This is a genomic window from Demequina sp. NBRC 110054 (assembly GCF_002090115.1).
GTDB lineage: Bacteria > Actinomycetota > Actinomycetes > Actinomycetales > Demequinaceae > Demequina.
This window is the reverse complement of the sequence record NZ_BBRK01000004.1, coordinates 1854218-1876067: the sequence shown is the minus strand read 5'-3', so window position 1 is coordinate 1876067 and position 21850 is coordinate 1854218. Positions and strand designations below refer to the sequence as shown.

Genomic DNA, 21850 nt, shown 5'->3' with positions numbered 1-21850 from the left:
GGCAGCGTCGACTCAGAGTCGAGAGGTCAGCGACCGGCCTCGTAGTCGAGCATCAGGTCGATGCGGCGCTGGTGGCGCTCGTCGCCGCTGAAGGGCTCCGCAACGAAGGCGTCGGCGATCGCCGTAGCCTCCTCGAGCGAGTGCATGCGCGCGCCGATCGACCCGATCTGCGCGTCGTTGTGCTGGCGCGCGAGCCTCGCGGTCTCCTCGGACCAGATGAGCGCCGCGCGGATGCCCTTGACGCGGTTGGCCGCGAGCTGCTCGCCGTTGCCCGAGCCACCGATGACGATGCCGAGATCCCCCGGTGTCGCCACCACGGCCTCGGCCGCGTCGATGCAGAACGGCGGGTAATCGTCGAGCGCGTCGTACTCGAACGCGCCGTGGTCGACGACCTCGACCCCGGCGTCGGTGAAGTGGGCGATCAGGTGCTGCTTGAGCTCGAACCCGGCGTGGTCGGCGGCGATGTGGAGGCGCATGCCGCCATCATGCCACCCGACGGCCGCTCTCCCGCGCGCGCGGCGCCCTGGCGCGCGCCGTATCGTCCTTGGGTCCGTCCCTCTTCCCCGCAGACGCACGCGCGGGCCCGCCCATGTGCCGCATCGTCCGTGTGCCACGCCCACAGCGAAACCACCCGCCGCGCGTCGGACCCTCGCCCTAGGGTGTGTGGCATGACGAAGCGCTCAGGGATCGATACCGACGAGTTCTCCAGAGAGGTCCGCCCGCAGGACGACTTCTTCCGCCACGTGAACGGGATCTGGGAGACCGAGCACGTCATCCCCGACGACCGCTCGGCCGACGGCTCGTTCTACACGCTGCGCGACGAGGCGGAGAAGCAGGTGCGCAAGATCATCGAGAACGCGCCCGCGGACTCGCAGATCGGCGCGCTGTACGCGAGCTTCATGGACGTGGATCGAGCCGCCGACCTGGGCGTGGCGCCCCTCGAGGAGGACCTCGCGCTCATCGACGCCGCGGGCGACCACGCCGAGCTCGCCCACGCGATGGGATCGCTCGAGCGCGGCGGCATCAGCGGGCTCGTGGGCTACTACGTCTTCGCGGACAAGGCCGACCCCGATCGCAACGTCGTCTACATGTCCCAGAGCGGCCTCGGGCTTCCGGACGAGGCCTACTACCGCGAGGACGCCCACGCCGAGACTCGCGAGAAGTACACCGCGCACGTGGACCGCATGTCGTCGCTCACCGGGGTGGCGTTCTCCGGCGCCGACATCATGCGGATCGAGACCGCGATCGCGTCCCACCACTGGGACGTCGTGAAGACGCGCGAGGCCGAGCTCACCTACAACCCGATGACGCTGTCCTCGCTCGCGGCAGAGGCGCCCGGACTCGACTGGGCGAGCTGGGCCGACGCGATCCACCTGCCCGAGGCGGCCCACGAGCTGCTCATCGTGAGCGAGCCCGACTTCTTCGCCGGCGTGGCCGCGCACTGGGCCGACACCGCCCTCGAGGACTGGAAGACCTTTCTGCGCTGGAAGGTCGTGAACTCGCGCGCGCCCTACCTCACCGAGGAGCTGTCGAAGGCGAACTTCGACTTCTACGGGACCGTGCTGTCCGGCGCGCCTCAGCAGCGCGAGCGCTGGAAGCGCGGCGTCGGGCTGGTCGAGGCCGTCATCGGCGAGCTCGTCGGCCAGGAGTACGTCGAGGCGCACTTCCCGCCCGACCACAAGCGGCACATGGACGCCCTCGTCGCGAACCTCATCGAGGCGTATCGAGCCTCGATCACGTCCCTGACGTGGATGACCGAGGACACCAAGAAGCGTGCGCTCGAGAAGCTCGACCAGTTCACGCCCAAGATCGGATACCCCGACAAGTGGCGCGACTACACGGGCCTCGAGCTGTCGGCCGACGACCTCGTGGGCAACGTGCGCGCGGCCTCGTCCTTCGAGGAGGACTGGGAGTGGTCCAAGATCGGCAAGCCGGTCGACCGCACCGAGTGGCTCATGACCCCGCAGACCGTCAACGCGTACTACCTCCCGGTCGCGAACGAGATCGTCTTCCCCGCCGCGATCCTGCAGCCCCCGTTCTTCCACCCGAGCGCGGACGACGCGGTCAACTACGGCGGCATCGGCTCCGTGATCGGCCACGAGATCGGGCACGGCTTCGACGACCAGGGCTCCAAGTACGACGGCACCGGCAAGCTCGACGACTGGTGGACCGAGGCCGACCGTGAGGCGTTCTCGAAGCGCACCGGCATGCTCATCTCGCAGTACGACGCCTACTCCCCCGCCCAGCTGTCCGACGATCACCACGTCAACGGCGCGCTCACGATCGGCGAGAACATCGGCGACCTCGCGGGTGTCGAGATCGCCCTCAAGGCCTACGAGATCGCCCTCGGGCATCCGATCGAGGAGGCCGCCGAGCTGAACGGCCTCACGGCGCTGCAGCGATTCTTCGTCGGATATGCGCTCACCGAGCGCATGAAGGTGCGCGACGAGGCCCTCATCACGCGCCTCAACACCGACCCGCACTCGCCCAGCGAGTTCCGCGTCAACGGCATCGTGCGCAACATGGACGCCTGGTACGAGGCGTTCGAGGTCGGTGCGGGCGACGACATGTGGCTCGACCCCGAGGAGCGAGTCAGCATCTGGTAGCGGCTCGGCGTCCGCGCAGAGTTCACCACATTCAGTTCCCACGCGGCGCCTGCGGGCGTATCGTGGCGGGACGGGCCCAGAAGGACCCGCATCCCCGACGAGAGGAGAGCCCTATGGCAGAGAAGACGAGCATCGATCTGATCGAGGTCACGGCCGACACGGCTGCTGCCGAGGAGACCTCCGGAGGCTGCGCATGCGGCGGCTGCGGCTGCGGCGAGTGACTCGACCCTAGAACTTCTCACGCGACGGCGGGATCGGGCTTCGGCCCGGTCCCGCCTTTGCGTGTCCGCGCGATGGGTGCCCGCGCCGTCATGCCACCCGCACCGCGCGGCTCAGGGGCGCGCGCCCGCGCGAGAACGGGCCCTAGTCGGATCCCCGCGCGAACTCGGTGCGGTAGATGCGTGCCTCCCAGGGCTCCAGCTCGACCTCCGTGCCGGCCCCGGGACGGGGCGCGTCGAAGGCGCCGTTGTGCAGCAGGCACTCCGAGTCGGAGACGTCGATCGCCGCGGTGACCGGCTCCCCGGACAGGTTCGCCACGACCATCACGGCAGCGTCGTCGAGCTCACGACGGTAGGCGAAGACCCGCGGGTCCTCCGGCAGCAGCATCTCGAACGAGCCATGCGCGATCACGGGATCCGCGTGGCGCAGCTGGATGAGCGCGCGGTGGAAGTGCCACACGGAATCGAGGTCCTCGACCTGCGCCTCGGCGTTGAGCCACGTGTGGTTCGCCGTCACCTTGATCCAGGGCGATCCCGTCGTGAAGCCCGCGTGCTCGGTCGCGTCCCACTGAACGGGCGTGCGCGCGTTGTCCCGGCTCATCGCGCGCAGGCCGGCCATGATGCGGCCGGCCTCCCACCCCTGTGCGAGGAGCTCGTCGTACGCGTTGAGCGACTCGACGTCGCGGTAGTCGTCGATCGAGTCGAGCCCGGCGTTCGTCATGCCGAGCTCTTCACCCTGGTAGATGTACGGCGTGCCGCGCATGAGATGCAGGACAGCCCCGAGAGCCTTGGCGGACCGCGCCCGATGCTCCCCGTCGTCGCCGAAGCGGGAGACGACGCGGGGCTGGTCGTGGTTGTCCCAGTACAGGCTGTTCCAGCCGCGCTCGCCGAGCTCGTCCTGCCAGCGGCCGAGGATCGCCTTGAGGCGGACCAGGTCCAGCGGCCGCGGGTCGAACTTGCCGCCCGGGCCGTGATCGACGTCGACGTGGTCGAACTGGAACACCATGTCGAGCTCGCGGCGGTCCGGGTCGGTCGTGAGCAGCGCGTCCTCCGGCGTGACGCCGGGCATCTCGCCCACGGTGAGCAGCTCCGCGTCGCGTCCGTCGAAGACCTCGCGGTGCATCTCCTGAAGGAACTCGTGCATGCGCGGACCGCACGCATAGAGCGGGAAGCCGTTGCCGAGGCCTCCCTCGCCCACCTCGCCGTCCTCGAGCGGGAGCACCTTGGAGATGAGGTTGATGACGTCCATCCGGAAGCCGTCGACGCCCTTGTCGAGCCACCACCGCATCATCGCGTAGACGGCCTGGCGAACCTCGGGGTTCTCCCAGTTGAGGTCGGGCTGCTTGGGGTGGAACAGATGCAGGAAGTACTCTCCTGACTCCTCGTCGGGCTCCCAGGTGGGACCGGAGAAGAACGCCCTCCAGTTCGTCGGCTCGGCGCCTGGCGTCCCGAGCTCGAAGCCGGGGCGCGGCGGCCGCCACCAGTACCAGTCGCGCTTGGGGCTGCGCACCGACGCACGGGACTCCAGGAACCAGGGGTGCTCGTCCGAAGTGTGGTTGACGACCAGGTCCATCACGAGCCTCATGCCCCGCTCGTGGACCTCGGCGAGCAGCGCATCGAAGTCGTGCATGGTCCCGAAGGCCGGGTCGATCGCCTGGTAGTCGGAGATGTCGTAGCCGTTGTCGGCGTGCGGCGACGCGTAGATGGGCGACAGCCACAGCACGTCCACGCCGAGGTCCTGGAGATACCCGAGCCGGGACCGGATCCCGTTGAGGTCGCCGATGCCGTCGCCGTTCGAGTCCTGGAAGCTGCGCGGGTAGATCTGATAGACCACCGCGGACTTCCACCAGTCGCTGCTCACCTATGCTCCTCTCGACGACGCCGTCGCCTCCACCTTAGGCCGATCCGACGAGCCGCCCGGACACGGGACGCGCGGGCGACGAAGACGCCCGAGCCGGCCCCGGAACCCGCCTGGACTCCGGCCCTACGCCTCGCCTCAGCGGCGCTGCGCGGCCGTGAGCTCGGCGTACAGGCCGCCGCGCTGCACGAGCTCGCCGTGGGGGCCGGACTCGACGATCCGCCCTCCCTCGACCACGTGGATCACGTCCGCGTCGGCGACGGTCGACAGCCGATGGGCGACCACGAGGGTCGTGCGCCCCTTCGCCGCCGTGTCGAGCGCGGTCTGCACGACTCGTTCGCTCACCGTGTCGAGAGCGCTCGTCGCCTCGTCGAGCAGCAGCACCGGCGGATCCTTGAGCAGGACGCGCGCGATCGCGATGCGCTGCTTCTCGCCGCCGGACAGTCGATAACCCCGTTCGCCGACGATCGTGTCGTAGCCGTCGGCGAAGCTCACGATCGTGTCGTGGATGTTCGCGGACCGGCACGCCTCCTCGAGCTCGGCATCGGTCGCGTCGGGGCGCGCGTAGCGGAGGTTGGCGGCGATCGTGTCGTGGAACAGATACGTCTCCTGCGTGACCACGCCGATGCGGGAGACGACCGACTCCTGGGTGAGTGAGCGGACGTCCGCGCCCGCGAAGAGCACCGCGCCCTCGCTTGCCTCGTAGAGCCGCGCGGCGAGATACACGACCGTCGTCTTGCCCGCCCCCGACGGCCCCACGAAGGCATGGGTCGTGCCCGGCTCGACCACGAAGGACACGTCGTCCAGGGTCGGCGGCGCATCGTCCCTGGACCCCGGGTAGCGGAAACCGACGCCCCGGAACTCGATCCTGCCCATGGGCCCGGGAGCGTCCGCGGCGTCGACGGCGTCGGGCGCGTCGGTGATCGCGGGCTCGAGATCGAGGTACTCGAAGATGCGCGCGAACACCGCCTTCGAGGTCTGCACCTCAAGAGCGACGCGCATGAGAGCCATGAGCGGGAACAGCAGCCTCGCCTGCAGGGTCGTGAATGCGACGATGGTGCCGGCCGACAGCGTGCCGCCAGCGGCATCGGCCGAGCCCGAGGACAGCAGCAGCCCCGCCGCGAGGTAGACGATCGCGGGCACCGAGGACATCACGATGTTGACGAGCCCGAAGAACCACTGCCCCGACATCGCCTGCTGGACCTGCAGCCGGATCTGGTTGGCGTTCTCCTGCGAGTAGCGCGCGGTCTCGAAGCGCTGCCGGTTGTAGGTCTTCGACAGCAGGATGCCGCTCACGGAGAGAGTCTCCTGCGTGATCGCGGTCATCTCTGAAAGGCTCTCCTGCGTCCTCGCGGCGATCCGCTGCCGGACGAGGCCGACGCGGCGCTGCACGACCACGAGCGCGGGCATGAGGATCACCGCGAGCAGGGTCAGGCGCCAGTCGAGCAGCATCATCGCGATCAGGCTCGCGGCCACGGTGACGATGTTGCCCACGATGGACTGCACGAAGGTGGTGAGGACGCCTGCCACCGCGCCCACATCGTTCTGGAGCCGCGACTGGATCACTCCCGTGCGCGTCCGGGTGAAGAAGCCGAGCTCCATCGCCTGAAGCCTGGTGAACAGCCTCACGCGCAGGTCACCCGTGACGCGGTTGCCGACCGTCGACGTCACGTACGTCTGCCACACGCCGAGCGCGGCGGCAGCGATGAAGATGGCGATCATCGCGCCGACGAGCTCGAGCAGCAGGGCGACGTCCGGGGACCCCACGACGCCGTCGGCGCTCGTGGGGAACAGCGCCTGGTCGAAGATCCGCTGGACGAGCAGGGGCGGCACGACGGCGGCGCCCGAGGCCGCGATGACGAGCGCGGCGGTCAGCGCCAGGTGACCGCGGTACGGCACGAACAGCGCGCCGATCCGCTTCCACAGATCGGGCACGATGGGCGCCTCGGCGATGAGCCGTCGTGCCTCGTCCTCGTTGCGGACCATGCCGCGGCCGCCTGGACCCATCCCACCTCGCTTCACCTAGAGGGCCAGGGTACGGCCAGGGGCGGACACTCAGAGCCCGAGCTCGAGCAGCTCCCCCGGGTCGGCCTCGCCGGCCGCGGCGGCGAAGAGCTCCATCCCGCGTCTCACCGCCTCGCGGTCGTCCCTGTCGAGGCCTTCGAGCGCGGCCGCGATGTCCGCGCGGCGCCGACGCGTCACGTCTGCGACCAGCCCGCTCCCCTTGTCGGTCGGCTCCACGTGCACCTCTCGCCGGTTCCCCTCGACCGGCGCACGTCGCGCCCAGCCGCCCGACTCGAGGCGGTCGACAGTGCGGCTCAGCGTCGACGGATGCACCCCGACGCGCTCGGCGAGGTCCGCCATCCGTACGGGGGCGGCGGCGTCGATGACCACGAGCACGCGGAACTGGACGAGCGTGAGCTCCTCGAGCACCGGCGCGAGCGAGCGCACCACGAAGCCGAGCAGCGACCGCGATGCGAGGATCGTCGCCTCAGAGGTCGGGTCGAGCGACGGGGCGCGAGGGTCCGTGTCCATGCGTCGACGCTAATCCCTATGCGTGCTACCGTGCAACTGTTGCATAAATACACGTGAGGAAGCATCCGTGCCACCCGCCCCCGCCTCCCTGCCGCAGCGCGCGCTCGCCTGGCTGCGCCGGTCCGAGAACTCCGCGCTCATCGCGCTCGCCCTCGTCGTCGGCGCCGCCGCCGGCTTCGGCGCGATCGCCTTCCGCTGGCTCATCGAGACGTTCACGATGATCTTCTCTGGCCACGCCGACTACTCCGCGATCACCGATCACGCACCGAACCCCTGGGTCCCCTGGCTCGGGGGTTTCTTCGTGATCCTGGCGCCCGCCGTCGGAGGCCTGATCTACGGGCCGATCATCCACCGATGGGCGCGCGAGGCGCGCGGCCACGGAGTCCCCGAGGTCATGTACGCGATCTCGAAGCGCGGAGGACGCATCCCCGTGAAGGTCGCGCTCGTCAAGGCACTCGCCTCGGCGATCACGATCGGCTCGGGAGGCTCGGTCGGTCGCGAGGGCCCGATCGTGCAGATCGGCTCTGCGCTCGGCTCCTCGCTCGCGCGTGCCGTGAAGCTCAACGAGTCCCAGGTGCGGCTGCTCGTCGCGTGCGGCGCGGCCGGCGGTATCGCGGCCACCTTCAACGCCCCGATCGCGGGCGTGTTCTTCGCGATGGAGCTGCTCCTCGTGAGCTTCGCGGCACGCACCTTCGCCGCGGTCGTGCTGTCCTCGGTGACCGCCTCGGTGATCGCCCGCGCCGTGCTGGGCGACGAGGCGTTCCTCGTGCTGCCCGAGTTCCACGTCTCCCACGTCGGCGAGTACGGGCTCTACGTGGTCCTTGGCGTGCTCGCCGCGCTCGTCGCGATGGGCTTCACGAAGGCCCTGTACTGGTTCGAGGACATGGCCGACCGGATCTGGAAGGGCCCCGAGTGGCTCCGCCCGAGCGTGGGCGGCCTGCTGCTCGGCGTGCTGCTGTTCTTCATCCCGCAGATGTACGGCGTCGGGTATCCCGTGCTCGAGAACGCCGTGACCGGGGAGTACGTCGTCGGCTTCCTCCTGGTCCTGCTGCTCGCGAAGGTCGTCGCCACGTCGCTGACCATCGCCATCGGCGGCTCGGGCGGCGTCTTCGCGCCATCGCTGTTCCTGGGCGCGATGCTGGGCGCGGCCTTCGGGCAGGCGGCCGCATGGCTCATGCCCGACGCAGGGATCACGCCAGGGGCATACGCCCTCGTGGGCATGGCGGCCGTGTTCGGAGGCGCCTCGCGCGCCCCGATCACCGCGGTCATCATCCTCTTCGAGCTCACGGGCGAGTACACGATCATCCTGCCCCTGCTGCTCGCGGTCGTCGTCTCGACCATGATCACCTCGCACGTGGCCAAGGACTCGATCTACACCGCCAAGCTGCGCAGGCGCGGCGTCGACCTCACCCGCAGGCCGGGGGCGACCACGCTCGCGGGCATCTCCGTGAAGACGCTCATGCGCACCGCTCCGCGCACGGTCACCCCGCGGCTCACCGCGGCGGAGGCGATGGACAAGATGCTCGCGATCCCCCGCAAGTCGCTCCCGGTCGTCACCGAGCACGGCGAGTACGTGGGAGTCGTCACGCTCACCGCGGCCGCCTCCGCGATGTCGAGCGACGACGACGCCGAGGAGGTCACCGTCTCGCAGCTGATCGAGTGGCGCGACTTCGTCGGCCCCGACACCCCGGTCGAGGACGTGCTCGACGATCTCCTCGAGGGCGACACGAACGACGGACTGCCCGTGCTCGACGACGACGGCGCGCTCGTGGGCTGGCTGCGCCAGGAGGCGGTGCTCAAGCGGATGGCGGCGAAGGCCTAGGCCCGACCGGAACGGGACCTGCGCCGTGCCCTCCCGGCGCGCACACCGTCCGGACACCCGCATCGTCCCTGCCCCCGCATCGTCCCTGCCCCCGCATCGTCCCTGTCTCCCCGTCGGCACCACTCCTGCATCGTCCGGGCGGCGCCGCCCGTCAGGCGGCACCGGCGGCGGTACGAGAATGTCCACTGGCGCGCACGATCCGACGGAGGTCTCCGAGTGGACGCTCATTGTCGGTTTCCGAGCGTCTCCGCGCCCCAGTGGACGTTTCCGTACCGTCGAGCCCCGTCGCGCAGGCACCAGCGGCGGCGGAGGCCGCGGCGACCCGCCCGTGGGAGACTGTCGGGCATGACCGCGCTGCCCTCGATCGTGTTCTTCGAGCCTCGGATCCCGAACAACACGGGCAACGCCATCCGGCTCTCCGCGGTGACCGGGTGCCCGCTGCGGCTGATCGAGCCGCTCGGCTTCGAGATGGACGAGCCGCGGCTCAAGCGCGCTGGCCTCGACTATCACGACCTCGCGACCGTCTCGATCCACCCGAACCTCGACGCGCTGCTCGACGAGCACCCAGACGCGCGCGTCTACGCCTTCACCGGCAAGGGCACGACGCGCTACACGGACGTCGAGTACCGCCCGGACGACCTCCTGCTGTTCGGCCCCGAGCCGACCGGCCTGCCCGAGGAGGTCCTGGACCACCCGCGGATCACCGAATGGGTGCGCATCCCGATGCTTCCAGGACGCCGCTCGCTGAACCTGTCGAACTCGGCGGCCATCGCGGCGTATGAGGCGGCGCGCCAGGCCGACTTCGACGGCCATGTCTAGCGGCGACGCGCGAGGCCGTGCGATCGGCGCCTCCCGCCTGGCCCGGGCCTAGTCGCAGCGGTAGTGGATCTGCACGTAGCCGTCGCCGTAGCGACGCACGTCGGCCACGGCGAGGTCGATGCGCGGCATGGGCGCCTCGAACAGGCGCACCCCGTCGCCGAGGACCGTGGGGATCATCGTGACGATGAGCTCGTCGAGCAGGCCGGCCACGAGCGTCTGCCTGATGAGCGAGCCGCCGTCGACGTAGACGTCGCCGCCCTTCGCGACCTCGTGCGCGGTGTCAATGAGCTCCTCGATGTCCCCCGACACCGCGGTGACGGTGCTGGACTCGGGAAGCGGGCGGTTCGTGGCGACCAGGACGGGCGTGTCGCCGTAGGGCCAGGTGCCGAACCCGCACGCGACGTCGAACGTCCTGCGGCCCATCAGCATGCAGCCGACGCCCGCCGCGAACTCGTCGTAGGTCGTGCCGTCAGGGACACGCTCGGACCACGGCTCGACGGCCATCGGCACGCCGGAGTTCCGGGGCTCCTGAAGCCAGCCGATCTCGTCGTCGGGCCCGGCGATGCACCCGTCAGCCGAGGTGGCGAGGTAGCCGCGGACGCGTCCAGGTTCGGTCGACATGGCCCTCACGGTAGCCCACTCTTGTGAACGGCTCGTTGCACCGAGGGTCGTCGGAGGTGACATCCCGCGTGGCTGTTCACTTTTGCCGGCCTTTTGCCTTACCATGACGGCGTCGGCAAGCGAGCCGGCGACAGCACCCCGTTCCGCCGCGGCGCAGCGGCACCCTCCCGACAGGATTCGAATGCGCTTCCGCACGCCCATCCGCCTCGCCATCCTCACCACCGGCGCCATGCTCGCGGCGACTGGGCTGTCGGCATGCGAGTCGGCCGAGGCGGAGCCTGCGGCCGGAGGGGACGCGACGCTCTACGTGGTCGAGGACGCCGCCTCCGAGCAGGCCGCGGCGGACCAGGGCGCCATCTCGCCCGACCTCCCCGATGCGTGCGAGCTTCTCGATGAGGCCTCGCTCGAGTCGATCGCGGGTCAGGCGTTCGCGGCGGGCGAGTTCAACGCGATCCTGTCCGGCGAGGACCTCGCGGTGTGCGACTGGTACGCCTCGGGCGAGTCGTACTCGACCGTGCAGGTCCAGGTCACGATGCTCGACGGCGACTTCGCCGACCGTCGCACGCAGGCCGACGCGGACTACGGCGACGCGTCCGACATCACGATCGACGGCGTCGACGCGGCGTTCGTCGCCCAGAACGGCACCGTCGTCGAGTTCGCCCTCGATGGCTACGCGGTCACGGTGCTCCACTACGTGGACGAGTGGATCGACCTCACCGACGTCACGACCCCGCTCGCCGCGGCGGTCGCAGCCGCCCTCTAGACGCGCTCCGCAAGCGGCCTACGGCGTCGGGTTCCGCGCGTCGTACTCGCGGAACGACGAGCCGACGCGCGTGAGCACCCCGACGAGCGCGACGATCGCGAAGCCGCCGAGCAGCGGGGGGAACCACACCGCGACCGCGGTCGCGAGGATGCCCGCATACATGTCGCCGAGCCGCGGCCCGCCCGTGACGACCACCACGAAGACGCCCTGCATGCGGCCGCGCATCTCGTCCGGCGCCGCCTGGATCATCATCGTCGACCGGAAGATCGCGCTGACCTCGTCCGACGCTCCCATCCCGAGCATCGCGAACGCGAGCACCGCGAGCGCGCCCCAGTGCACGCCGCTCCAGCCCGCCGCGGCCTCGTGCTCCCCGAGGCTCAGGAGCAGCGTCGCGAGGCCGAAGACGATGCCGAAGATGCCGAACACCGTGATCGCGCGCGACACCGCGAGGCCGTGCCGATGGATCCGGGCGACGGGCCCCGAGAACACCGACGCGAGCATCGTCCCTATCGCACCCGCCGCGGTGAGGAAGCCGACCGACAGCGAACCGCCGCCGACCACGGTGGCGCCGATCGCGGGAAGCAGCACGTAGGGGCGGAAGAACGTCATCGCGATGATGTCCACGAGGAAGCTCATGCGCAGGTTCGGGGCGTGGCGCAGGAAGTGCGCGCCCTCGCGCAGCATCCCCCAGCCGGCCTCAGCCCTCTCCCCCAGCCGCGGCAGCGACGGCAGCATCCACACGCCGAGGAAGCCCGCAGAGAAGAGCACTGCATCGACCGCGAAGGTCCACGCGAAGCCGACGCTCGCGACGAGCACGCCAGCGAGCGCCGGGCCGATGGTGACCGCGACCCCGATCGCGATGCCGTTCAGCGCGCTAGCCCGCGACAGCAGGTGCGCGGGCATGATCCTGCCCACGAGCGCCGATCGAGTGGCGCCGGCGATCGTCGCGGCGACCGAGTTGATCGTCGTCACGAGGAGGAACGGCCACACGTCCGCGCGTCCACCGTGCCGGATCTCGGCGACGTCCCACAGCGCGAGCGCGAGGAGCGCGAGCGTCGAGGCCCAGCTGACGAGCGAGGCGACGATCAGCAGCCTGCGCCGGTCGAAGACGTCGGCGAGCATGCCGCCCCAGAGCCCGGCGACGATCATCGGCACGAGCGCGACACCGCCCACGAGGCCGACCATGAAGGTCGACTCGGTGATGTCGTAGATCTGCAGACCGACGGCAAGCACCGACATCTGGGCGCCGATGTTCTGGATCGTGCCGCCGACGAACAGCCTCGCGAACGCGGGGCTCGCCTTCAGCGGCGCCAGGTCGACGAGGCGACGGCGCGGCTCCGCCGTCTCACCTGGGGTTTCGGTCACCACACGAGTCTAGGACGGGACGATGCGGCACAGGCCCGGGGACGATGCGCCTCGGGCTTGCGGACGACCCGCCCCTACCTCGTGGGAGGGGGCGGGGACGATGCGGGAGGGGGCTCGGTCCCGGGCGGAGGGGGCGGTTCGGCCTCCCCCTCGCGCTGGCCCGTGTCCCCGGCGTCCTCCGGGGACGGCGGGCTCGGGATCGCACCGTGGAAATAGCGCGAGTCACGCGCGCGCCGGTCCGGCTCTGACTCGTTGCGGTCCCGCGTCGAGCTCTCGGTGGTCGTGAAGCGGCCGCGCGGCTCGTCGTGACCCGTGAGGCTGGACACGGTGTGCGCGACGGAGCGGTCGGGCCGGTAGCGCGCCTCGCGGTTGCGGTAGCGCTTGTGGATCGACCGCCACGTCCACCAGCCCGCGGCGGGTCCGGACGCGATGAGGAGCAGCGCGATGAAGAGCGAGCCGCCGTCGCCCTCGCCGCCCATCAGGAGGCCGCCAGGATCGCGCCGGCAAGGGGCCACGTGACGACGGAGATCGCGACGGCCACGCTCGAGGCGGCGAGCGCCGCCTTGCGGGTGTTGATCGGCACGGAGCCCATCGTGGCGCCGGTGCGCCCATTGACCGCGATGTAGTGGGTCACCGGATACCCCTTCTGGTCCGAGACGAAGCCGTACAGCCAGACCGGGAGCAGCACCGACGTCCACCGCACTCCGTCGATGCGGCACTGCTCCGAGTCCCACCGCACGCCGCGCCCGTACTGGCTCACCGTAGGCGTGGCGACTCCGCGCGCGACCGTGAGGAAGTGGCTCGCGGCGACGCTCTCGGCCTCGGCGATGTCCATGTCGCGACGCTGCGACGTGTACTGGTCGCCCAGGAAGTGGGCGTCGAAGCGCACGATGTTCTTCACGTCGAAGGGCAGGATCGCATTGATGACGTTGTTCGTGCTCGTGGCGGAGCGGATGTCGGCCTTCTCGAAGTTCGACTCGACGATCAGGTCGTCGATCTCGATGTCCATCTCACGCCGGACCCCGTACCGGTCGAACTGGTAGCGGGTGGCCGAGTTCTTGCTCGAGATGCGGCGCCGGAGGATCTCGCCCACGCCGTCGAGACGCGCAGAGATGTTGCCATCGACCGTCATGTACGGCAGGTAGACGCCCATGATGTTCTCGGGGGCGAAGGTCGAGGAGAACGCGGGGAGCGCGAACGACTTGCGCTCGTCGACGAACCTCTGGATGTGGCCCATCGCCTGCTCGCGGGTGACCGAGAACGGCAGGATCCCGTCCGGCACCGCGCCGTTGGGGATCTTGTTGTTGAGCGACAGGACGTGCTTGCACCAATGACAGCGCGCCTGGAGGGTGCGGTCGGTGTCGACCACGACCTCGGAGCCGCAGCCATCGCACTTGAGCGTCACGAGTGCCTCGTCGGAGACGATGTCCGAGGCGGCCGTCGAGTAGCTCACGCCCGCGAGGTCGGCGATCCCCTCGGACAGCCCCATCGCCTCGTCGAGGCGCTCGAAGCCCCACTTGTGGCGGCAGAACTCGCACATGAACTGGTGCTGGTCCTTCAGCTGGACCACGTCCGACGCGCCGCACTTGGGACACCTCGTGATGCCGTCTCCCCGACCCTCCGGGGTGGTGATCTCCTCAGCCATGCGCGCCTAGAGGCCGAGGGCCTTCTTCTTCAGCGAGTCGTAGTCCTCCTGGCTGATGAGCCCGTCGTCGAGCATCTTCTTCGCGGAGGCGAGCTGGGCGTAGGGGTCCGGTGCGGCGGGCGCCGCGGGGGCCTCGGGCTGCTGGGCCGCAGCCGCTGCCGCCATGCCCGCGGGCGCCCCGGGCGTCTGGGGCACCATGCCGCCGATCGCGCCCATCCCCATGCCCATCATCGCGAGGCCCGTGCCGCCGCCGGACTCGCCGGCGTTCTCGATGCCGCGCGCCATCGACTGCTTGAGGAACGTGTCGGCGCGTCCGCCGGACAGCGCGTCCGCCTTGCGCACGTCGGACAGCAGGGTCTGCGTGTCGGCGTCGTACTCGATCGCGACGAGCGTGGCCGAGCTGATCTCGAGACCCCGCTCGGTGGTCCACTGGTAGTTCTTCTCGACCTCCTCCGACAGCGACTTCGCGAAGCCGACCGAGTCGCCCTGGATGCGGGTGATCCGGTGGTCCTTGTCAGGGTCGTTGACGTAGCGCGAGAAGGCGCCGGCGAGCGATCCGACGACCTCGTTGAACAGTTGCTCCGACACGGGGTTGGTGGCCTCGGTGATGTCGAAGGGCTGGGCGCCAGCCGAGATGTAGGACGCGGGTACCAGGGTCTTCACGAAGAGGACCGGGTCACAGACCTCGAGCACGTAGGTGCCGCGCGTGATCGCGCCCGCCTGGGTGTTGAGGTAGCGGTCGTCCCAGTAGATCGGGCTCTGGGTGCCGAACTTGTTGTTCGGGATCTCCTTGAGGTTCACGTAGAACGCGAGCTGCTGGCCCATCGGCCGGCCGCCGAACTTGAAGCGCTCCCACGACGTCGTGAAGGTCGAGTTGAGGAGGCCGCCGCCGGAGAACACCGACTTGGAGTCCTGGGACTCGCTGTCCCAGCGGTAGGCACCGGACTCCGCGACGATCGAGGTGACCGCGCCGTCCTGGAACGTGAGCAGGCCGTAGCCCTCGGGGACGACGATGACCGAGCCGTTGGTGATGATGTTGTCGGAGCCGCGCGTGTTCTGCCCGCGGCCGGCGTTGGTCCCCTGCGTGACCGCCGGGAACAGCACGACGGTGTCGCCGATCCCCGCCGGAGGTACCAGGAAGTCGAGGAACTGGTCCCCGAACGAGGACTTCAGCGCGTCCCAACCGGCGCCGAGCGCGATCTGGATGAACCCCATGACGACTCCTCTCGTCACGCGCGGCGTGGTGCCGCACGTCGGACCCGCGTCACAGGCCCTCCCCTGAAACGGACCGAAAAGACCCGCACAGAGAACCTATCCGGCGAACGCGAAACGTGGCAACAGGGTTCCGGCACTGCTTGATCCGGGCTCGTCGCGGCCGATAGGACTCGCATGAGGATCGTCGGCACCCCCGCGCGCGTGGCCGCGCTCGCGGCGACCCTCACCGTCGGCTTCAGCGCGCTGTACCTCCTGGGCACTCCCCTGGTCAGCGCGATCGTGGTTCCCGCCGCGGGTCTCCTGCCCGCGGCCTTCGTCCTTCCCCACCTGCGGCGCGAGCGGGGCGGCGCCCGCCTGGTCTACGGCCTCCTGCTCGGGGGGCTCGTGCTGCTGATCACCTCCGAGTCGCTGTGGGTCGCGACCCTCATCCACGGCGTCTCCGAGTCCGCGGTCGCGCTGCCCATGCAGGTCCTCGTGGGCAGCGGATACCTGCTCATCCTGTGCGCGGCAGCAGTCGCACTCGTACCCACGGCGCGCCGCGACCCCGGAGGGGTCCTCGACGCGGCGACCCTCGCCGTCGCCGGCGCCGCCGCACTGTGGCAGGCGATCCTCGCGCCTTCCCTGCATGCGACGGGAGCACCTTCCGGCGCGCGCGCGTACAGCTTCGCGGTCCTGGTCATCCTCAGCGGCGCCGCCGGGATCGTGGTGGGCATCACGCTCAACCGCTCCGCACCGCCGACCGCTCGCCCCGCGCTCGCCTATCTCCTGCTCGCCCTCGTCCTCGCACTCGCTGGCAACGTGGTCGGCACCGCCACCATGGACCCCATCACGCACGCGTACCCCCGCTGGGTCGGAGTCGTCTGGCCGGCCGCGTACGTCGCGGCGTGGGCGGCCCTCGTGCACCCGGCGGGATCGCACATCCTCGTGACGACGCCCCCACGATCCAAACGCCTCACACCTCGCCGACTCCTCCTGCTCGGCCTTGCGATGATGGCTACGCCGACCATCGCCGTCGTCCGGGATCTCGCTGGGGGCTACGTCGACTGGGCCGGCGAGGCCGTGGCGAGCATCGCGATCATCGTCATGGTGCTGCGCCGCGTCAGCCAGCTCGCGGCAGCCCACCGCGGCGCCGAGGCGCGCCTGCGATCCCTCGCCGACGAGGACGCCCTGACGGGCCTCGCGAACCGACGCGTCGTCGAGCATCGGCTGGGAGACCTTGCCTCCCGCACCGCGGAGGGCCAGGCATCCGGCGTCGTGGTGTGCTTCATCGACCTCAACGGCTTCAAGGAGATCAACGACACGCGAGGTCACGCCATCGGCGACGAGCTGCTGGTCGCGATCGCCGGCAGGCTCACGCGCCTCGCCCGATCCGGCACCGGCGACCTGATCGGCCGGATCGGCGGCGACGAGTTCGTGGTGGTGACCGAGGGCGAGCCTGCCACGACCTCCGCGTCGATCGTCGCGCGCGTGCACGACGCGCTCGACGCCCCGTTCGCGCTGACCGACGGGCACGCGAACGCATCCGCGAGCGTCGGGGTCGCCACCGCTCGACGTGGACAGAGGCGCTCCGCCGACTCGCTCCTGAGCGGCGCTGACTGCCACATGTACGCCAACAAGCGCGCGCTGCACCAGGTCCAGGCGACGTGAGACCGGCGAGAAGCCGCGCTGGGCAGCCGCCGAGGAGAAGCCGATGAGCTGCACGAGGACACCGGCGCGCGTCGCCCTCTGTGCGCTGACGATCACCGCCTCCGCCGTCGCCCTCTACCTCACCGGATCGCCCGTGCGCGCAGGCGTCATCGTGCTCCTCACAAGCATCCTCGCGACGGGTGCGGTGGTGCCGCACGTGCTCCGGTCGCGCGGGACCACGCGCCGCATCTACATGCTCCTGCTCACGGGCTTCGTGCTCATGGTCGCCAACGAGGCCTCGTACCTCGCCGTCCTCACCGTGGGCGTACCGCAGTCCGCCGTGGACGCGCTCAGCACGCCGACTATCGGAGTCTCCTACCTCTTCGTGCTCGCCGCCTCTGCGCTCGCGATGGCGCCCGCAGTGAGACACGACATCGGCGGGATGATCGACGCCGCGACCGTCGCCGTCGCCTCGGCCTCAGTGCTCTGGATGGTCTTCCTCGCGCCTGCGCTGCACTCCGTCGCGGCCTCGGACGCGGCGATCAACTGGACCTTCGCCGCGACGATCGTCCTCAGCGGCTCGCTGGGCGTGGTGGTCGGGGTGGGCCTCAGCGGAGCCGTCGACCGCTCAGCATGGCCGGCACTCGGCTACTTCCTCGCGGCGCTGCTCATCGCGGTCGCAGGCAACGGGCTCAACGCGATCGTCACTGACCCCGTCACCGACGGGGAGGTGTGGTGGACCGACGTCCTCTGGCCCGTCGCCTATGTCGCCGCGTGGGCGGCGCTCGTCCACCCCAAGGGCGCCGCCGTGTTCGCCGTCGGACGACCCCGCGCGAGCAGGCTCACCCCGCGACGGCTCCTGGCCATCGGGGGCGCGATGCTGGTCACGCCCGTGATCGCCATGGCCCGCGCCGCGACCGGCGGGTTCGTCGACTGGGTGACGGGCGCGACCGCGAGCCTCGCGATCACCGTGATGGTGCTGGCACGCGTGAACCAGCTCGCCGCGGCGCACCGCGACACAGAGCACCAGTTGCGGATGCTCGCGGAACGCGACGTGCTCACCGCGCTTCCGAATCGCCGTGCCGTCGAGCGGCGCCTCGCCTGGCTCGCCTCACGGGTCGCCACCGGTGACTCGCTCGGGGCGGTCGTCTGCTTCGTCGACCTGGACGACTTCAAAGGGGTCAACGACACCAGAGGCCACGCCGCTGGCGACGACCTTCTTATCGCCGTCGCCCGCAGGCTCGAGGGCCTCGCCCGCGCGGGCACCGACGACATGGTCGGACGGCTCGGAGGCGACGAGTTCCTCATCCTCGCCGAAGGTGATCCCTCCCACGTCTCGGCACCGATGAGCGCACGCATCGCCGACGCGTTCGCCGACCCGTTCACGCTCAACGGCGACTCCGTGGCCGTCTCGGCCAGCGTCGGGATGGCCAGCGCGTCTCCGAGCGAGCTGCACACGGTGGACGAGCTGCTCACCCGTGCGGACCATGCGATGTACGTCGACAAGCGGCGACACGCGACCGACGCGAGGTGAGCGGCGGGATGGACCCGCGCGCACCGGTGTGATGGTGGACACCTCGCGGCTCACGTTTCTCATTCTGGAGAGTCGTGGCCGATGGTGAGGGTATGACGATGGACTGGACGCGGGCGCAGGTGCTCCTCGGTGTGCTCGCCCTGTCCGCCGTCTCCCTCACCGTGTACATGCTCGGCGGCGAGGTCGTCCGTGCAGGCATCGTCGTGGCCATGAGCCTCGCGGTCACCGCGACCGGCATGCGCCGTGTAGGGCGCGTCCACGGCCACGCGCGCCGCGTCTACGGCTTCATGCTCGCCGGCTTCATCGTATTGAACGCCGCAGTGTCGCTCAGGCTGACGACGGTCGTGCTCGGCATGGAGGAGTCCTCGATACGCGGCGCGTGGCAGGCGCTGCTCGGAATCTCGTACCTGCTCATCCTGACCGCGGCCCTCCTCATGATCGGGCGCTCGGCGAAGCAGGATCTCGGCGAGATCCTCGACGCCTCGACCCTTGCGGTCGCGGCAGCCTCCGCGCTGTGGCAGTCCCTCATCGCGCCGGCGATGGAGCGCGTCGACGCGACCTACCTGCAGCGCGGATATCTCTTCCTCGTGGTGATCGCGCTGAGCGGATCTGTCGGCGCGGTGATCGGCCTCAAGCTCAACGGTGGCATGCCGCAGGCTGCGCGGCCGGTGTACGGCTACATGACGGTCGCGCTCCTGTTCACTGTGGCGGGCAACGTCGCGGGCGCGACCCTCGCCGACCCGGTCACCGATGCCGCCCCCTGGTGGGCGGGAGCGATGTGGGTGCTCGCCTATTCCGCCGCGTGGGGGGCGATCACGCACCCTGCTGGGCCCGACGCCTTCGCGGTGGGCCGCCCCCATCCGAGCCGCCTCACCTCGCGACGGATCCTGGTGCTCGGCATCGCGCTGATCGCGTCACCTGCGATCGCGATCGCCCGCGACCTCTCCGGGGGCTTCGTCGGTTGGCCGACCTCGGCGGCCGCGACGACGGCACTGGTGCTCATGGTTCTCGCGCGCGTGAGCCAGCTGGCCGGGGCGCATCGTGCCGCGGAGTCGCAGCTGCGCGTCCTCGCCGACCACGACACCCTCACCGGGCTTCCGAACCGCCGCGCCGTCGAGCGCCACCTCGAGTCACTGCTCGACCGCGTCGCCCGCAGCACCGCCGCCGGCGCCACGGTGTGGTTCATCGACCTCGACGACTTCAAGCCCATCAACGACACCCGCGGCCACGCGATCGGCGACGAGCTCCTCACCGCCGTCGCGCACCGCCTGGCAGGCCTGGTCCGCGAGGACCGCGGCGACCTCGTCGGCAGACTCGGAGGCGACGAGTTCATCGTCGTCGTCGAAGGAGACCCCCAGGCCACCGCCACGACGCTCACCGCACGCATCCGCTCCGCGTTCGACGACGACTTCACCCTCAGCGACGGCCCCGCCCAGGTCTCCGCCAGCATCGGCCTCGACACCGCCTCCCCGCACGACCCGCACACCCTCGACGACATGCTCACCCACGCCGACCACGAGATGTACGCCGAGAAGCACGCCCGCCGACTCGACCCCACCGACTGAGGCGCGTGCCCCACGCACAGAAGCTCGACGACACCGCCGCACGGGGCCCGTGATAGCGTCGCGACACCGGGTGCAGCGAAACGACGCAGACCCGCTCGTGTGGGGTCGCGCACAGGGCAGGGTCGCGGAGGCGCGAAATCCTCACCCGACGACGCCGCGACCGATGGTGAGGACATGGATCTCAACGGCACGCGCAGCCGCATCGCGGCGATCGTCGCTGTGCTCGCGACGGGTTCCTTCGTCACCTACTGCCTGGGCAGCGCCGTGGTGCGGTCGAGCACGGTCCTGGCCCTGAGCCTCCTGGTCACCGCAACCGCGCTCCACCAGGTCAGCCGCACCACCGGCTTCGTCCGCCTCGTCTATGGCCTCCTGCTCGTGGGATTCCTGACGCTCAACAGCGCCGCGACGCTGTGGCTCACGACCTTCGCGCTGGGGCTGGAGGAGTCCTCGACCCACGCGGTCTGGCAGGCTCTGCTCGGGATCGCCTACGTGTTCCTGCTGATCGCCGCGTTCACGGTAGTCGGCAGGTCGGCCCGCAACGACAGCGGCGGCATGCTCGACGCGAGCACACTCGCGATCGCGGCGGCGTCGGTGCTGTGGCAGTCCGTGCTCGCCCCCGCACTGCACGCGCTTGGTGCTGACGTCGCCCAGCACGCTTACATCTTTGTCGTCGTCATCATGCTGAGCGGATCCATCGGGGTGCTGATCGGTCTCGAGGTCAACGGAGGACTGCCGCGCCACGCACGTCCGGTGTTCCGCTACATGGCGGCGGCGCTGATCGTCACCGTCGGAGGCAACGCCCTCGGCGCGATGTTCGCCGATCCCATCACCGGCGTCGGCCCGTGGTGGACGGGCGCGCTGTGGCCGCTCGCCTTCTCCTTCGCGTGGGGGGCGATGGCCCACCCCGCAGGGCCCGACGCGTTCGTCCTCGCTCCCCCACATCCCAGCCGTCTCACATCGAGGCGCATCGTGGTGCTCGGGGCCGCGATGATCCTCACCCCGCTGATCGCGGTGGTGCGGCATCTCGCGGGCGGCTACGTGAGCTGGCTCGCAGGAGCGGTCACGACGATCGTCCTCATCGCCATGGTTCTCGCGCGCGTGAGCCAGCTGGCCGGGGCGCATCGTGCCGCGGAGTCGCAGCTGCGCGTCCTCGCCGACCACGACACCCTCACCGGGCTTCCGAACCGCCGCGCCGTCGAGCGCCACCTCGAGTCACTGCTCGACCGCGTCGCCCGCAGCACCGCCGCCGGCGCCACGGTGTGGTTCATCGACCTCGACGACTTCAAGCCCATCAACGACACCCGCGGCCACGCGATCGGCGACGAGCTCCTCACCGCCGTCGCGCACCGCCTGGCAGGCCTGGTCCGCGAGGACCGCGGCGACCTCGTCGGCAGACTCGGAGGCGACGAGTTCATCGTCGTCGTCGAAGGAGACCCCCAGGCCACCGCCACGACGCTCACCGCACGCATCCGCTCCGCGTTCGACGACGACTTCACCCTCAGCGACGGCCCCGCCCAGGTCTCCGCCAGCATCGGCCTCGACACCGCCTCCCCGCACGACCCGCACACCCTCGACGACATGCTCACCCACGCCGACCACGAGATGTACGCCGAGAAGCACGCCCGCCGACTCGACCCCACCGACTGACACCCGGGGCT

17 protein-coding genes are annotated in these 21850 nt (G+C 70.3%); 8 read left to right on the top strand and 9 right to left on the bottom strand.

Features of this window, described 5'->3' with window-relative positions; genetic code table 11:
- Positions 1-26 precede the first annotated feature (26 nt).
- Positions 27-476 carry a ribose-5-phosphate isomerase gene (locus B7K23_RS08565; RefSeq protein WP_084125914.1) on the bottom strand — a complete coding sequence of 150 codons (450 nt, stop codon included), beginning with the start codon at positions 474-476 and terminating at the stop codon, positions 27-29.
- A gap of 192 nt (positions 477-668) precedes the next feature.
- Between B7K23_RS08565 and B7K23_RS08560 the strand changes: the two genes are divergently transcribed.
- The gene (locus B7K23_RS08560) at positions 669-2606 is read left to right on the top strand and encodes a M13 family metallopeptidase (RefSeq protein ID WP_084125913.1); all 1938 of its coding nucleotides are present in this window, start codon (positions 669-671) and stop codon (positions 2604-2606) included.
- Positions 2607-2969: 363 nt separating this feature from the next.
- On the opposite strand, the gene B7K23_RS08555 is transcribed toward B7K23_RS08560, so the two are convergent.
- From B7K23_RS08555 to B7K23_RS08545, 3 genes are all read right to left on the bottom strand, one after another.
- A complete protein-coding gene (locus tag B7K23_RS08555; RefSeq protein ID WP_084125912.1) occupies positions 2970-4685 on the bottom strand; it encodes an alpha-glucosidase in 1716 nt (571 codons plus the stop codon).
- A 135-nt stretch (positions 4686-4820) separates the two neighbouring features.
- Complete coding sequence (locus B7K23_RS08550) at positions 4821-6668, bottom strand: ABC transporter ATP-binding protein (RefSeq protein WP_084126263.1); 1848 nt, start codon at positions 6666-6668, stop codon at positions 4821-4823.
- Between the two features lie 69 nt (positions 6669-6737).
- Positions 6738-7217, bottom strand: a complete 480-nt coding sequence (locus B7K23_RS08545) for a MarR family winged helix-turn-helix transcriptional regulator (protein ID WP_084125911.1) — start codon at positions 7215-7217, stop codon at positions 6738-6740.
- A 67-nt stretch (positions 7218-7284) separates the two neighbouring features.
- Here B7K23_RS08545 and B7K23_RS08540 point away from each other — a divergent pair, with 67 nt between their 5' ends.
- The gene (locus B7K23_RS08540) at positions 7285-9039 is read left to right on the top strand and encodes a chloride channel protein (protein WP_200809785.1); all 1755 of its coding nucleotides are present in this window, start codon (positions 7285-7287) and stop codon (positions 9037-9039) included.
- Between the two features lie 345 nt (positions 9040-9384).
- Positions 9385-9858 carry a tRNA (cytidine(34)-2'-O)-methyltransferase gene (locus B7K23_RS08535; RefSeq protein ID WP_084125910.1) on the top strand — a complete coding sequence of 158 codons (474 nt, stop codon included), beginning with the start codon at positions 9385-9387 and terminating at the stop codon, positions 9856-9858.
- A gap of 48 nt (positions 9859-9906) precedes the next feature.
- Here the strand turns inward: B7K23_RS08535 and B7K23_RS08530 are convergent, their stop codons facing one another.
- Entirely contained in the window at positions 9907-10479 is a 573-nt protein-coding gene (locus B7K23_RS08530; protein WP_159451364.1) for a dihydrofolate reductase family protein, read from the bottom strand.
- A gap of 181 nt (positions 10480-10660) precedes the next feature.
- Between B7K23_RS08530 and B7K23_RS08525 the strand changes: the two genes are divergently transcribed.
- Positions 10661-11242: a hypothetical protein gene (locus B7K23_RS08525; RefSeq protein WP_084125908.1), complete on the top strand. Its 582-nt coding sequence runs from the start codon at positions 10661-10663 to the stop codon at positions 11240-11242.
- A gap of 18 nt (positions 11243-11260) precedes the next feature.
- Here B7K23_RS08525 and B7K23_RS08520 read toward each other — a convergent pair whose 3' ends face one another.
- The 4 genes from B7K23_RS08520 to B7K23_RS08505 all read right to left on the bottom strand — a co-directional run bounded on the left by B7K23_RS08520 (position 11261) and on the right by B7K23_RS08505 (position 15467).
- Positions 11261-12607 (bottom strand): MFS transporter, encoded by a 1347-nt coding sequence (locus B7K23_RS08520; protein WP_200809784.1) that lies wholly within the window; start codon positions 12605-12607, stop codon positions 11261-11263.
- A 74-nt stretch (positions 12608-12681) separates the two neighbouring features.
- Positions 12682-13086: a hypothetical protein gene (locus tag B7K23_RS08515; RefSeq protein WP_084125907.1), complete on the bottom strand. Its 405-nt coding sequence runs from the start codon at positions 13084-13086 to the stop codon at positions 12682-12684.
- Positions 13086-14252, bottom strand: a complete 1167-nt coding sequence (locus tag B7K23_RS08510) for a hypothetical protein (protein ID WP_084125906.1) — start codon at positions 14250-14252, stop codon at positions 13086-13088. The genes B7K23_RS08515 and B7K23_RS08510 overlap by 1 nt, the downstream gene beginning before the upstream one ends.
- Before the next feature lie 6 nt (positions 14253-14258).
- A complete protein-coding gene (locus tag B7K23_RS08505; protein WP_084125905.1) occupies positions 14259-15467 on the bottom strand; it encodes an SPFH domain-containing protein in 1209 nt (402 codons plus the stop codon).
- A 174-nt stretch (positions 15468-15641) separates the two neighbouring features.
- On the opposite strand from B7K23_RS08505, the gene B7K23_RS08500 reads away from it, so the two are divergent.
- From B7K23_RS08500 to B7K23_RS08485, 4 genes are all read left to right on the top strand, one after another.
- A complete protein-coding gene (locus B7K23_RS08500) occupies positions 15642-17114 on the top strand; it encodes a GGDEF domain-containing protein (protein ID WP_084125904.1) in 1473 nt (490 codons plus the stop codon).
- Between the two features lie 43 nt (positions 17115-17157).
- A complete protein-coding gene (locus tag B7K23_RS08495; protein WP_084125903.1) occupies positions 17158-18627 on the top strand; it encodes a GGDEF domain-containing protein in 1470 nt (489 codons plus the stop codon).
- A gap of 98 nt (positions 18628-18725) precedes the next feature.
- Positions 18726-20192 carry a GGDEF domain-containing protein gene (locus tag B7K23_RS08490; RefSeq protein WP_159451363.1) on the top strand — a complete coding sequence of 489 codons (1467 nt, stop codon included), beginning with the start codon at positions 18726-18728 and terminating at the stop codon, positions 20190-20192.
- Between the two features lie 174 nt (positions 20193-20366).
- Positions 20367-21839, top strand: a complete 1473-nt coding sequence (locus B7K23_RS08485; RefSeq protein ID WP_084125901.1) for a GGDEF domain-containing protein — start codon at positions 20367-20369, stop codon at positions 21837-21839.
- Positions 21840-21850: the final 11 nt, after the last annotated feature.